This is a genomic window from Bacillus sp. FSL W8-0645, from assembly GCF_038007905.1.
In the GTDB taxonomy this organism is placed as follows: Bacteria; Bacillota; Bacilli; order Bacillales; family Bacillaceae; genus Bacillus; species Bacillus pumilus.
On sequence record NZ_JBBOYC010000001.1, the window covers coordinates 45,114 to 58,523 of the forward strand.

A 13,410-nucleotide genomic window follows, 5' to 3' on the forward strand; every position below is an offset into this window, starting at 1 on the left:
AAGGCTTCCGCTGAATCGGAAGCCTTTTTCACAGGAAAAGAAAGGATACATCATGGTTTCGTTAAGAGAAGATGAACGATTAGATTATTTGCTCGCCGAAGATATGAAGATTATTCAAAGTAAAACGGTTTTCGCCTTTTCATTGGACGCAGTGTTATTAGCAAAATTTGCGTATGTGCCCATCCAAAAAGGAGAGATTATTGATCTTTGTACGGGAAATGGCATTGTGCCATTGCTGCTTTCGACACGATCTAAGGCCTCCATTACTGGGGTCGAAATTCAAGAACGGCTGTTTGATATGGCAAAAAGAAGTGTGGCGTATAATCAACTTGAAAAGCAGATAGAACTGATTCATGGAGATCTGAATGATATGCCATCACGCTACGGCAATCACAAAGTAGATGTCATCACATGTAATCCGCCATATTTTAAGACACCTTCTAAGGAAGAAATCAATGAAAATGAATACTTGGCCATTGCTCGGCATGAAATTCATTGTACATTAGAAGATGTCATTCGCGTTTCTTCCACGCTGCTGAAGCAAGGAGGGAAACTGGCGATGGTTCATCGGCCTGGCCGGCTACTTGAGATTGTGGAATTGATGAAGAAGTACCGAATTGAGCCAAAACGAATTCAATTTGTTTATCCCAAACAGGGTAAGGAAGCCAATACCATCTTAGTAGAGGGAATAAAAGATGGAAAACCAGATCTGAAAATTCTCCCGCCTCTTTTTGTTTATGGAGATGATCAAGAGTATACAGAGGAAATCAGGACGATACTGTATGGAGAAGCATAATCATTTTTTCTATGTATTGAAATGTGCAGACGGCAGCCTATATGCAGGTTATACAAATGATTTACAAAAAAGACTGACGACCCACAATAGTGGAAAGGGAGCAAAGTATACAAGAGCAAGACGGCCGGTTGAGCTGTATTATCATGAATGTTTTGCAACCAAAAGAGAAGCCATGCAGCAAGAATATCGTTTTAAAACGTGGACACGGAAAAAGAAAGATCTTTATATAGAAGAAATGCGTATTGAAAAGGAGGCGGCACATGAAAACACAGAAAAGCTTTGATGGTCAATCAGATATGGGCATTCTATATCTCGTCCCAACCCCAATTGGCAATTTAGAAGATATGACGTTTCGAGCCATCCAAACATTAAAAGATGTAGACTATATTGCCGCAGAGGATACAAGACAAACGAAAAAACTTTGTCATGTCTATGAAATTGATACGCCATTAACGAGTTATCATGAGCATAACAAAGACAGCAGCGGCCACAAGTTGATCGAATGGTTAAAAGAAGGAAAAAACATCGCACTAGTGAGTGATGCTGGTTTACCGACGATCTCTGATCCAGGTGCTGAAGTGGTCAGTGACTTTACTAATATCGGCGGTTATGTCGTTCCGTTACCTGGAGCAAATGCTGCACTTACAGCACTCATTGCCTCAGGGATCACGCCGCAGCCATTTTTCTTTTATGGATTTCTTGACCGACAAAAAAAGGAAAAGAAAAAACAGCTCGAAGCTTTGAAGAAGCGTCAAGAAACAATCATTTTCTATGAAGCGCCTCATCGGTTAAAAGAAACGCTGACTTTGATGAAGGAAGTGTGGGGCAACCGGAATATCGCCATTACGAGAGAACTAACGAAAAAATTTGAAGAGTTTATTCGTGGAGATTTAGAGTCTGTGCTGACATGGGCGGTAGAGAATCAAATCCGAGGTGAATTCTGTCTTGTCGTACAAGGTAACGATCAAGATGAAGAAGAGCTAAATGAAGAAGCCTGGTGGAAGTCCTTATCAGAAAAAGAACACGTGATCCATTACATAGAAGAAGGATTAACGTCGAAGGAAGCCATTAAACGTACAGCCGTCGAACGTGGTGTACCAAAGCGCAACATATATGATGCCTATCATATTGAACAATAAAGAAAGGTTCTTGCAAACGGTGCAAGAACCTTTTTTATATCAAACTTATTTTTGTGATTGAAGTTGGTTTTGGATTTCGTTAATGATTTGCTCTGCACCTTCACGGCTAAGAACTAATTTACCATTAGCAAGTTTAAGGTTATCGTCTGATACTTCACCTGTAACTTGGCAAGTCATGTTTGGTTTATATTTTTTTAGGATAATTTTTTCATCATCAACATAAATTTCCAAAGCGTCTTTTTCAGCGATTCCTAGAGTACGGCGAAGTTCGATTGGAATCACCACGCGCCCTAATTCGTCAACTTTACGTACAATACCTGTAGATTTCATCTTCATTCTCCTCCCAAAGAGTTCTTATTCTTAATATAATATTATCTTCGTCATTATTCGACAAATTCCTTACATTCATAGCATAACAAGGTTTCCATAAATCGTCAATCATTTTGTTTACTATTGTTTGTAAAATATGACTCTTAAAGTCAAAAGACCTTGAAACTACTGATTTATAAGGATTTTGCGGGTTTTTTCTATGAAAATATGAGAAATGACGAGTTCAGATTAACAAGACTTTTGCCCTAAATTAGACAATTGTAAATCTGGAGATAGATTTCATACGACAATATTCGACAAAATGTCGACAGGTTTGTCGTTTTTTTTGAAAAACTCATCTTTTTCGATCATTTCATCTTGTTCTATGTATATATGCTTGATCTTAAAGGCTAAGATGGTATCATAGAGAAAGCACAAGTGCAAAATTTAATAAATGGATCTAACACATTTTCATGTAATGATGATAACCGCTCTCGTCCATTGGGCGGGAGTTTTTGACTTTTACACACACGCAGGAGGTTCCAACATGCCGGAAAAGAAAAAAACGTTCTATCTGACAACACCTATTTACTATCCGAGCGGAAAATTACATATTGGACATGCTTATACGACAGTAGCAGGGGATGCTATGGCTCGTTATAAACGTCTTCAAGGCTATGATGTGATGTATTTAACGGGTACAGATGAGCACGGACAAAAAATTCAGCAAAAAGCTGAAGAACAAAACATCACACCGATCGAGTATTTAGATCCGGTCGTAGCAGACATTCAATCACTATGGAAGAAACTCGACATTTCCAATGATGATTTCATCCGTACAACAGAAAAAAGACACACGAAAATCATTGAGCAAGTGTTTCAAAAGCTACTTGATCAAGGTGATATTTATTTAGATCAATATGAAGGCTGGTACAGTATTCCTGATGAGACATTCTATACGGAAACACAGCTTGTGGATGTTGAGCGGAATGAAAAAGGAGAAGTCACTGGCGGGAAAAGCCCTGACAGCGGACATCCTGTCGAATTAATTAAAGAGGAATCATATTTCTTCCGTATGAGTAAGTATGCGGATCGTTTACTGGACTATTACGAAAAGAATCCAACGTTCATTCAGCCTGAATCAAGAAAGAATGAAATGATCAATAACTTCATCAAACCAGGTTTAGAGGATCTAGCTGTATCAAGAACAACCTTTGACTGGGGAATTAAAGTTCCAAACAATCCAAAGCACGTCATCTATGTATGGATTGATGCGTTGTTCAACTATTTAACTGCGATTGGTTACGGAACTGATCAGGATGAAAAATATAAAAAATATTGGCCTACCAACGTGCATCTCGTAGGGAAAGAAATTGTTCGTTTCCATACGATTTATTGGCCAATTATGCTGATGGCACTCGATCTGCCGCTGCCGAAACAAATTTTCGCACACGGCTGGCTGCTGATGAAAGATGGTAAGATGTCTAAATCAAAAGGGAACGTAGTAGATCCGGTCACATTAATTGATCACTACGGTCTTGATGCCCTTCGTTATTACCTCCTTCGTGAAGTACCATTTGGTGCGGATGGTGTGTTTACACCAGAAGGATTCGTGGAACGTGTAAACTATGATCTTGCTAATGATTTAGGTAACTTGCTTAACCGTACAGTTGCGATGGTACAAAAATATTTTGACGGGACATTAAGCAGCTATAAGGGTCCAGTTAATGAGTTTGATGAGGAACTTAAAGCAGTAGCTGAGCAAACAGTCAAAGCCTATGAAGAAGCGATGGAAAATCTTGAATTCTCGGTGGCTCTTTCAAATGTTTGGACATTAATCAGTAGAACCAATAAGTATATTGACCAGACAGCTCCTTGGGTGCTGGCAAAGGATGAAACAAAACGAAAAGAGCTGCATTCTGTCATGTATCATTTAGCAGAATCACTCCGCATCACAGCAGTGCTCTTAACGCCATTCCTAACGAAAACACCTAAGAAAATCTTCTTCCAGCTTGGCATTGAAGAAGAGAAGCTTAAAAGCTGGGATAGCATTCTAACTTTCGGTGCGATTCAACAAGCGACGGTACAAAAAGGAGAACCTTTGTTCCCGCGTTTAGAGGTTGAAGAAGAAGTAGCCTACATTAAAGAAAAAATGCAGGGAAGTGCACCTAAGGTAGAAGAAGAGAAAGTGGAAATAGAAGAAACGGAATTACCTGAGCTGGGAGCAGAAATTGCTTTTGATGATTTCTCAAAAGTTGATCTTCGAGTCGCACAGGTACTGGAAGCAGCCCCAGTGAAAAAAGCAGATCGTCTCTTAAAGCTACAGCTTGATTTTGGATTTGAAAAGAGACAAATTGTTTCAGGGATAGCCAAGCATTATCAACCGGAGGAATTAGTAGGGAAGAAGCTCGTCTGTGTAGCGAATCTCACACCAGTTAAACTCAGAGGGGAAATTTCCCAGGGAATGATTTTAACTGGAGAAACTAGCGGGAAATTGCAGGTTCTTGAAGTGGATCAATCTCTAGCGAATGGAACAAAAATTTTATAAATCAACAAAGGTGTTCCACGTGTAACATTTCGTCGAACACCTTTTGTTTTTTAGAAGAATTGTCGAAAGGAGCAATCAACGATGTTATTTGATACACATGCCCACTTAAATGCGGAACAATATAATGAAGACTTAGAGCGGGTGATCGAAAGAGCGAAGAGTGAAAAAGTCGAAAAAATCGTGGTGGTAGGGTTTGACCGCCCGACAATTACGAGAGCAATGGAATTAATTGAAGAGTATGATTTCATCTATGCAGCCATTGGCTGGCACCCAGTCGACGCCATCGATATGACAGATGAGGATTTGCTGTGGATCAAAGAATTATCTCAACATGAAAAAGTCGTTGCGATTGGAGAAATGGGTCTGGATTACTATTGGGACAAGTCGCCAAAAGATGTGCAAAAAGAAGTCTTTAGACGTCAAATTGCTCTTGCGAAAGAAGTGAATCTTCCAATCATTATTCATAATCGTGACGCAACGGAAGATGTCGTGACGATCTTAAAGGAAGAGGGAGCGGCTGAAGTTGGAGGGATTATGCATTGCTTTACTGGCAGCCTAGAAATCGCAAAAGCGTGTATGGATATGAACTTTTATATTTCATTCGGTGGACCCGTGACATTTAAAAATGCCAAAAAACCGAAGGAAGTTGTCAAGGACATACCAAGTGACCGGCTTTTAATTGAAACAGACTGCCCATACTTAACGCCAGCGCCATTTAGAGGAAAACGCAACGAGCCGAGTTATGTGAAATATATCGCAGAACAGATTGCAGAGTTACGAGATATAAGCTTTGAAGAGCTTGCTGAAGTGACCACAAAAAATGCGAAAAAAGTTTTCGGTATAAACTGACAGTATATGATGTCAATCCTTGTTTAAGCTTGTCCATTTGTGAAACATAACGAAAATGTTCTACACGTTTACGCCTCTTCATAGGATAAGTTGTCGATAAGTCTTTCTTCCCTTCCTTCCATTAAACTCCCATAATAGGGGTACAATCGAGCATTTTTGTACAGTGGGTGGAAGGGTTGACAGGTTTTGAGATACTCTATATAATCTCTCCGAGGAGAAGGAGGCGTTTTTCATCGTACAAAAAATGAAAAATCTGTTTTCTGTTAAGCTAGGAAAAGGCAAGGTTTTATTACTAGTTGTTTGCTTGCTTTTAGCTGGAACTGGGACGGCTTACGGTGCGCATGAGCTCACTAAGCAGTCTATTACCATTTCAATCAATGGTAAAGAGAAGACAATTCGTACACATGAAGAGACAGTAGCACAGCTGCTTTCAGACCTTGGAATAAAGACCAAGGTGGAGGATCATATCTCTCCAAGTCTAAATACAAAGATTGAAGATAACATGAACATTGTGTATGATGCGGCTATACCGGTTCATCTGACCCTAAATGGGAAAGAGAAAACGATATGGACAACAGATCAGACGGTAGGAGCATTATTGAAGAATGAGAAGATAGATATTGGGAAGCACGATCAAGTAACTCCAGGAAAGAATGACAAGATTAAAAAGGATATGGATCTTGTGGTTGAGCAGGCCTTCCAGGTCAGCGTAAATGATGGAGGAAAAGAGAAAAAAGTGTGGACCACTTCGACTACGGTCGCTGACTTTTTAAAGCAACAAGAGCTGAAGCTCAAGAAGCACGATAAGATCAAACCTGCGTTACATAGTCACATTTCTAATAAAAGCGCAGATATCCAGATCACTCGGGTGGAAAAAGTCACCGATGTAGTGGAAGAGAAAATTGCTTTTGATACCAAACATAAAAAGGATCGTTCTCTTGAAAAAGGAAAAGAGAAGGTGCTTAAAAAAGGTGAAGAAGGTAAATTGAAGAAGCACTATGCCATTGTGAAAGAAAACGGCAAAGTGGTGTCTAAAGAATTGATTAAAGAAGTGACTGAAAAAGATAGCAAGGATCGTTTAGTGGCCATTGGTACACAAGAGTCCCAAAAAGAGCCTAAAGCGACACCTGCCGTTTCAAGAAGCAATGAATCGTCAGGAAAAGAATTTTATGTCGCGTCGACAGCCTATACAGCGAGCTGTGCTGGATGTACGGGCAGAACGTCAACAGGCTATAATTTAAAATCAAATCCAGGTGCAAAGGTCATAGCAGTTGATCCGAGTGTCATTCCGCTAGGCTCTAAAGTGTATGTGGAAGGCTATGGATATGCCGTTGCATCAGACACTGGATCTGCTATAAAAGGGAATAAAATTGATGTGTTCGTCCCAAATAAGTCGGCAGCTTATCAATGGGGAAATAAACGAGTGAAAATTAGAGTACTCAAATAAACACATCAAATCATTTATATGAACAGAGGGCTTTGCGCACCCTCTGTTTTTTTGGTTATAATAGAAGCACTGTTTTCTAATTAATTAGACGCAAAAACAGCATAAAAGGTTTCGTTTTTTTAACCAAAAATTGTTTATTGTTTTTGCAAGCGGAGGAATACATGAAAATCAAAGAAATCATTGTGGTGGAAGGTCGTGACGACACTGCGAGGGTGAAGATGGCAGTTGATGCAGATACGATCGAAACAAACGGATCAGCCATTGGCGATACAGTTATTCAACAAGTGCGTCTTGCTCAGGAGACGAGAGGGGTCATTATTTTAACTGATCCTGATTTCCCTGGGGAGAAGATCCGGAAAACCATCGCAGAAGCGGTTCCTGGCTGTAAGCACGCATTTTTGCCAAAACATCTTGCGAAGGCGAAGCGGGACAAAGGAATTGGTGTCGAGCATGCTTCCTTGGACAGTATTCGGGAATGCCTTGCCCATGTCCATGAGGAAATGGAAGTAACGGAAAGTGACATTACATTAGATGACTTATTTGACGCAGGCCTAATTGGAGGCGAATCATCGAAACGCCGCCGAGAACGACTAGGTGTGCTATTAAATATAGGATATACCAATGCGAAGCAGCTGCATAAGCGCCTTCACATGTTCCAAATAACCAAACATGATTTTATTGCGGCCTTAAAGACCGTCATGCAGGAGGAAGCCGATGAATAAAGATATAGCGACACCCATCAGAACGAAGGAAATACTGAAGAAATACGGTTTCTCTTTTAAAAAGAGCTTAGGGCAGAACTTTTTAATTGATACAAATATACTCGATCGTATTGTCGATCACGCAGAGGTGACGGATGAGACCGGCGTGATTGAGATTGGGCCTGGTATCGGTGCATTGACCGAGCAGCTCGCTAAGCGTGCAAAGAAAGTCACCGCTTTTGAAATCGATCAGCGTTTATTGCCCATTTTAAACGATACGCTTTCTCCATATGATAATGTTACGATCATTCATCAAGACGTATTAAAGGCGGATGTGAGGAAGGTCATCGAGGAAAATTTTGCTGACTGTAAAGAAGTGATGGTTGTCGCCAACCTTCCATATTACGTGACGACACCGATTATTATGAAACTGCTTGAAGAAAACCTTCCATTGAAAGGGATTGTGGTTATGCTGCAAAAAGAAGTAGCAGATCGTATGGCTGCTGTCCCTTCATCAAAGGAATACAATTCGCTGTCTATCGCAGTTCAATACTATACGGAAGCGAAAACGGTGATGGTTGTGCCTAAAACGGTTTTCGTTCCACAGCCAAATGTCGATTCGGCTGTGATCAAGCTAACTGTTCGTGAAACGCCTGCTGTCTCAGTAGAAAATAATGAGTTTTTCTTTCAATTGATCCGTGCGAGCTTTGGTCAGCGCCGAAAAACATTGATGAATAATCTCATGAACAACTTACCTGATGGAAAGCAACATAAAGCGATCATTGAAGAAGCACTTCAAATAGCAGACATTGATGGAAAGCGCCGCGGCGAGTCATTATCCATTGAGGAATTTGCCCGTCTGTCGAATGTTTTACAAAAAGCCCTGTCTTAAGGGCTTTTTTCTTTTGTTTTTCACCACTTCGTTTGTTCGGGCATAGGTTAGAAAGAACAGCACCATGAAAGACGAACATATTTAGCGCAAGACGATACCAACAGGATATGAGCCTGATTGTGGAGTGAAAAGCATGCAATTTCAAATAGGAGATATGGTGACAAGGGCATCCTATCAAATGGATATTTTGTTTCGAATCATTCGAATTGATGAGACCGATCAGCACGAAGCCACCGCCATATTGCATGGGAATGAAGTGAGGCTGATTGCTGATGCCAAGTTGTCAGATCTCGTCAAGGTTCAAAAAGAGGAACAGCTGACTAGAGAGAAAAATGACGAACGAAAAATCAATGAATCGCTCGACTTACTAAGACAGGATTATCAGCTGCTGCGGGAAAAACAAGAGTATTATACTTCTGGACAATATCAGCATCAGGAGCAGTATTTTCACATGCCTGGAAAGGTCCTTCATTTAGATGGAGATGCTTCATACTTAAAGAAATGCTTAGATGTATATGAACGAATTGGTGTACCTGTGTATGGGGTGCATTGCCATGAGAAGAAAATGCCAAGCATGATTGACTCGTTAATTGATCAATATCGACCAGATATATTGGTTATCACAGGACATGATGCGTATTCCAAGCAAAAGGGCGGCGTACATGATATCAGTGCCTATCGTCATTCTCGGCATTTCGTTGAAACGGTTCAAAAAGCCAGACGGAAAATCCCTCATTTAGATCAGCTTGTGATCTTTGCTGGTGCCTGTCAATCTCATTTTGAATCATTGATCCAAGCAGGTGCCAATTTTGCGAGCTCGCCTTCACGTGTGAATATCCATGCGCTCGACCCCGTCTATATCGTTGCGAAGATCAGCTTCACTCCATTTGTAGATCGAATCAACGTGTGGGATGTGCTCCGAAATACATTAACAAGAGAAAAAGGGCTCGGAGGCATCGAGACGAAGGGTGTTCTAAGGGTAGGTATGCCATATAAAAGAGATCATGAATCGACATAACCCGACTGATTTCAGTCTGGTTTTTTTATGTTCAAAAAGAAATTGCAAAAGGATACATAATTCGCCGGAAATTGAGAAAAATAGGGAGAAGAAAAGGTAGAAGTTTGTCAAAATTATTTTGTTGACAATGGCTCGTGTTCGTTGATATAATTTAATTTTTATTTGACAAAAACGGGCCGTTGTTGTATAATTATCTCAGTGAGGTGGATGCAATGGCGAAGACTTTGTCCGACATCAAAAGATCGCTTGATGGTAACTTAGGTAAACGTTTGACGTTAAAGGCTAACGGGGGCCGCCGTAAAACAATTGAGCGTTCGGGCATTTTAGCTGAAACGTACCCTTCTGTATTTGTGATTCAATTAGATCAAGATGAGAATTCGTTTGAAAGAGTTTCTTATAGTTATGCAGATATACTGACTGAGACGGTCGAATTAACGTTCGATGATACCGCTAGCTCAGTCGCCTATTAATGGGCAGTGAACTTTTTGTTTACTGCTTTTTGTTTTGCCTTTTTTTCTGAATGGGAGTCTGTCCATTTTTTGAAAGGGGTAAAAGAAAGGATTCGATACAAAATAAGAAAGCCACACAAGCAGTGGCACTGATTCGAATTCTCGACTAAAGGGGCTGTTTCGTTTGGGTAGACGCCGAGGCATTATGTCAGATGAGTTCAAATACGAGCTGGCGAAGGATCTTGGATTTTATGATACCGTCAAAAATGGAGGCTGGGGAGAGATTCGTGCGCGTGACGCAGGTAATATGGTCAAACGTGCCATTGAATTAGCTCAACAGCACATGGCTCAGGATGAGAATCAACGATAGAAAAACGGTCAGGGATACCTCGGGTGTCTCTGGCTTTTTTTGATGAAAAAGTCAGTGTGCTCGGCGTAAAAGCCTATATTCATCAGATCCATCAAATGTGATACAATATTGATACTTATGTTTAGATGGAGAAGTAGGTGAAATGTTTGCGTATTTTAGAAAAAGCACCGGCGAAAATTAATCTCTCACTTGATGTTCATGGAAAAAGACCGGATGGATATCACGAAGTGGAGATGGTGATGACAACAATAGACCTTGCAGATCGACTAGAGCTGACGGAGCTGGACAAGGATGAAATTCGTGTATCATCTCATAATCGATTCGTGCCAGATGATCAGCGTAATTTGGCTTATCAGGCGGCTAAATTACTTAAAACAAGGTTCGGTATTCAAAAAGGTGTATCCATTGTCATCACAAAAACAATTCCAGTCGCAGCAGGGTTAGCTGGAGGCAGCAGTGATGCAGCAGCAGCACTTCGCGGCTTAAATCGTTTGTGGAAGTTAAACCTCACGTTAGATGAACTAGCTGAGCTTGGAGCGGAGATCGGCTCAGATGTGTCCTTTTGTGTACACGGAGGCACAGCACTAGCGACAGGACGTGGAGAAAAGCTGAAGCATATTGCGGCACCGCCGCATTGCTGGGTGATTTTAGCGAAGCCGGTGATTGGGGTATCTACAGCAGAAGTCTATAGACAATATGACGCAAGCAAAGTAGAACACCCGAATGTAAAGCGTATGATTGAAGCGATTGAAGCAAAAGATTATAAAGAGATGTGCGGCTCACTCGGAAACGTTCTAGAGTCTGTGACATTAAAGATGTATCCAGAAGTAGATATGATCAAAAGGCAGATGAAGCGTTTCGGTGCTGACGCTGTTTTAATGAGTGGAAGCGGCCCTACAGTATTTGGTTTGATTCAATATGAATCGAAGGTACAAAGAATATATAACGGACTGAGAGGATTTTGTGATCAAGTATACGCTGTCCGCATGATCGGCGAACAAAATGCCCTTGATTAAATCCGTATATTAAGTTATATTTATCATAAATTATTCGGGTTCTGGGGGTAAGTTCATGAAGTTTCGTCGAAGCGGCAGATTGGTGGACTTAACAAATTATTTGTTAGCCCACCCGCACGCACTAGTACCGTTAACTTTTTTTGCAGAAAGATATCAATCTGCGAAGTCCTCCATTAGTGAAGACTTAACGATTATCAAACAGACCTTCGAACAGCAGGGAATAGGCACATTGCTTACTGTACCTGGTGCTGCTGGCGGAGTGAAATATATTCCGAAGATTCACCTAAAAGAAGCAGACGACGTGGTAAACGATATCGGAGAAGCTCTATCGACTCCTGAACGTGTACTTCCTGGCGGTTATTTATATTTAACCGATGTTTTAGGGAATCCATCAATCCTTGCGAAAATCGGTAAGCTATTTGCGACCATCTTTGCAGACCGTGCGATTGATGTCGTCATGACTGTTGCGACAAAGGGTATTCCTATTGCCTATTCTGTTGCTGGTTATTTAAATGTGCCGGTTGTGATCGTTAGAAAAGATAATAAAGTAACTGAGGGATCAACTGTAAGTATTAACTACGCGTCAGGTTCGTCTAATCGAATTCAAACCATGTCACTTGCAAAGCGAAGCTTAGATAAAGGATCCAATGTCCTGATCATTGATGACTTTATGAAAGCGGGCGGAACCATTAACGGCATGGTGAATTTGCTTGAGGAATTTAATGCAAATGTTGCAGGGATCGGTGTTCTTTTAGAAGATGAAGGCGTAGATGAACGTCTCGTTGATGAATATGTATCGCTTTTAAAGCTTTCAACCATTGATATGAAGCAGAAGATCATTGAGATCAATGAAGGCAATTTCCACGAGTTTTTTCATTCGAAAGCTTAAGCGTTGATAAACATGTAGTTGAATGGGAGAGATTGATATGACAAAAGTTGTTCAAACCAAACATGCACCAGCAGCCATTGGACCTTACTCTCAAGGGATTATTGTCAATAACATGTTTTACAGCTCCGGGCAGATTCCATTAACAGCAGCTGGAGACTTTGTAAATGGAGATATTAAAGAACAAACTCATCAAGTGTTCCGTAATCTTAAGGCCGTACTTGAAGCAGCAGGTGCTTCCTTTGAGACAATTGTGAAAGCAACAGTTTTTATCAAGGATATGGAACAATTCGCAGAAGTAAATGAAGTGTACGGTGAGTATTTCCATACACATAAGCCAGCCCGTTCTTGTGTGGAAGTAGCAAGACTTCCTAAGGATGCACTTGTAGAAATTGAAGTGATTGCATTAGTAAAGTAAACAGGCAATCTTAACGAAAGCCGTTTGGTTTCATCATATGCAGGAAAAGACATCATTATGATGTCTTTTTTTCACGCAAAGAATGTAAGCGCCGTCACTAAAATGACAAAAAATGTATAAATATCCCGATATTTCAAAAAAAGTTTAAAAAAAGAGCAGGAGAATCACCACAATCGTTGAATACCTAAGTAATGCTTTTATATTGGGAAAAGGTGGTGAACTACTGTGGAAGTTACTGACGTAAGATTACGCCGCGTGAATACCGATGGTCGCATGAGGGCGATTGCATCCATCACGCTGGACCACGAATTTGTTGTTCATGATATTCGTGTGATTGATGGAAACAATGGGTTGTTTGTTGCAATGCCTAGCAAACGCACGCCTGATGGAGAGTTTCGCGATATTGCACATCCAATTAATTCAGGTACTCGGGGGAAAATCCAAGATGCTGTATTAAATGAATATCATCGCTTAGGCGAAGAGGAAGAAACAATTGAATATGAAGAAGCTGGAGCTTCTTAACCATAAGTAAAACCAAAAAGACAGCTTTAAGAGAAAATGGAATGTTTTCT

Annotated in this window: 16 protein-coding genes; 15 read left to right on the forward strand and 1 reads right to left on the reverse strand. The window is 40.6% G+C overall.

All coding sequences use genetic code 11. From position 1 onward, the window contains the following. Window positions 1-52 precede the first annotated feature (52 nt). From NST39_RS00240 to rsmI, 3 genes are read left to right on the forward strand one after another with little or no spacing between them, the layout of a single operon-like run. Complete coding sequence (locus tag NST39_RS00240) at window positions 53-796, forward strand: tRNA1(Val) (adenine(37)-N6)-methyltransferase (protein ID WP_341026464.1); 744 nt, start codon at window positions 53-55, stop codon at window positions 794-796. After that, window positions 783-1,079, forward strand: coding sequence for a GIY-YIG nuclease family protein (locus NST39_RS00245; protein ID WP_106067701.1), 297 nt, complete (start codon window positions 783-785; stop codon window positions 1,077-1,079). The genes NST39_RS00240 and NST39_RS00245 overlap by 14 nt, the downstream gene beginning before the upstream one ends. Then, window positions 1,057-1,935 carry a 16S rRNA (cytidine(1402)-2'-O)-methyltransferase gene (rsmI, locus tag NST39_RS00250; RefSeq protein ID WP_065097667.1) on the forward strand — a complete coding sequence of 293 codons (879 nt, stop codon included), beginning with the start codon at window positions 1,057-1,059 and terminating at the stop codon, window positions 1,933-1,935. The genes NST39_RS00245 and rsmI overlap by 23 nt, the downstream gene beginning before the upstream one ends. A 45-nt stretch (window positions 1,936-1,980) precedes the next feature. Here the strand turns inward: rsmI and NST39_RS00255 are convergent, their stop codons facing one another. After that, the gene (locus NST39_RS00255; RefSeq protein ID WP_087975202.1) at window positions 1,981-2,271 is read right to left on the reverse strand and encodes an AbrB/MazE/SpoVT family DNA-binding domain-containing protein; all 291 of its coding nucleotides are present in this window, start codon (window positions 2,269-2,271) and stop codon (window positions 1,981-1,983) included. Between the two features lie 520 nt (window positions 2,272-2,791). Between NST39_RS00255 and metG the strand changes: the two genes are divergently transcribed. The 12 genes from metG to spoVG all read left to right on the forward strand — a co-directional run bounded on the left by metG (window position 2,792) and on the right by spoVG (window position 13,360). Continuing rightward, window positions 2,792-4,792 carry a methionine--tRNA ligase gene (gene metG, locus NST39_RS00260; RefSeq protein ID WP_341026465.1) on the forward strand — a complete coding sequence of 667 codons (2,001 nt, stop codon included), beginning with the start codon at window positions 2,792-2,794 and terminating at the stop codon, window positions 4,790-4,792. A gap of 81 nt (window positions 4,793-4,873) precedes the next feature. Then, on the forward strand, window positions 4,874-5,641 hold the full coding sequence (locus NST39_RS00265; RefSeq protein ID WP_106066825.1) for a TatD family hydrolase: 768 nt from the start codon (window positions 4,874-4,876) through the stop codon (window positions 5,639-5,641). 244 nt (window positions 5,642-5,885) lie between these two features. Beyond that, a complete protein-coding gene (locus NST39_RS00270) occupies window positions 5,886-7,088 on the forward strand; it encodes a ubiquitin-like domain-containing protein (RefSeq protein WP_341026466.1) in 1,203 nt (400 codons plus the stop codon). A gap of 161 nt (window positions 7,089-7,249) precedes the next feature. Continuing rightward, the gene (rnmV, locus tag NST39_RS00275; RefSeq protein WP_012008650.1) at window positions 7,250-7,810 is read left to right on the forward strand and encodes a ribonuclease M5; all 561 of its coding nucleotides are present in this window, start codon (window positions 7,250-7,252) and stop codon (window positions 7,808-7,810) included. After that, window positions 7,803-8,681 carry a 16S rRNA (adenine(1518)-N(6)/adenine(1519)-N(6))-dimethyltransferase RsmA gene (rsmA, locus tag NST39_RS00280; RefSeq protein WP_044140395.1) on the forward strand — a complete coding sequence of 293 codons (879 nt, stop codon included), beginning with the start codon at window positions 7,803-7,805 and terminating at the stop codon, window positions 8,679-8,681. The genes rnmV and rsmA overlap by 8 nt, the downstream gene beginning before the upstream one ends. Before the next feature lie 133 nt (window positions 8,682-8,814). Further along, on the forward strand, window positions 8,815-9,699 hold the full coding sequence (gene yabG / locus NST39_RS00285) for a sporulation peptidase YabG (RefSeq protein WP_034620903.1): 885 nt from the start codon (window positions 8,815-8,817) through the stop codon (window positions 9,697-9,699). A gap of 212 nt (window positions 9,700-9,911) precedes the next feature. Continuing rightward, entirely contained in the window at window positions 9,912-10,169 is a 258-nt protein-coding gene (gene veg / locus NST39_RS00290; protein ID WP_003217979.1) for a biofilm formation stimulator Veg, read from the forward strand. Between the two features lie 163 nt (window positions 10,170-10,332). Next, on the forward strand, window positions 10,333-10,518 hold the full coding sequence (locus tag NST39_RS00295; protein WP_012008653.1) for a small, acid-soluble spore protein, alpha/beta type: 186 nt from the start codon (window positions 10,333-10,335) through the stop codon (window positions 10,516-10,518). Between the two features lie 146 nt (window positions 10,519-10,664). After that, window positions 10,665-11,534 (forward strand): 4-(cytidine 5'-diphospho)-2-C-methyl-D-erythritol kinase, encoded by an 870-nt coding sequence (gene ispE / locus NST39_RS00300; RefSeq protein WP_044140396.1) that lies wholly within the window; start codon window positions 10,665-10,667, stop codon window positions 11,532-11,534. A 55-nt stretch (window positions 11,535-11,589) separates the two neighbouring features. After that, window positions 11,590-12,423 (forward strand): pur operon repressor, encoded by an 834-nt coding sequence (gene purR / locus NST39_RS00305; protein ID WP_113768769.1) that lies wholly within the window; start codon window positions 11,590-11,592, stop codon window positions 12,421-12,423. A gap of 37 nt (window positions 12,424-12,460) precedes the next feature. Continuing rightward, a complete protein-coding gene (gene ridA, locus NST39_RS00310; RefSeq protein ID WP_065097660.1) occupies window positions 12,461-12,838 on the forward strand; it encodes a 2-iminobutanoate/2-iminopropanoate deaminase in 378 nt (125 codons plus the stop codon). A gap of 225 nt (window positions 12,839-13,063) precedes the next feature. Further along, the gene (spoVG, locus tag NST39_RS00315; RefSeq protein ID WP_034324487.1) at window positions 13,064-13,360 is read left to right on the forward strand and encodes a septation regulator SpoVG; all 297 of its coding nucleotides are present in this window, start codon (window positions 13,064-13,066) and stop codon (window positions 13,358-13,360) included. Window positions 13,361-13,410 lie beyond the last annotated feature (50 nt).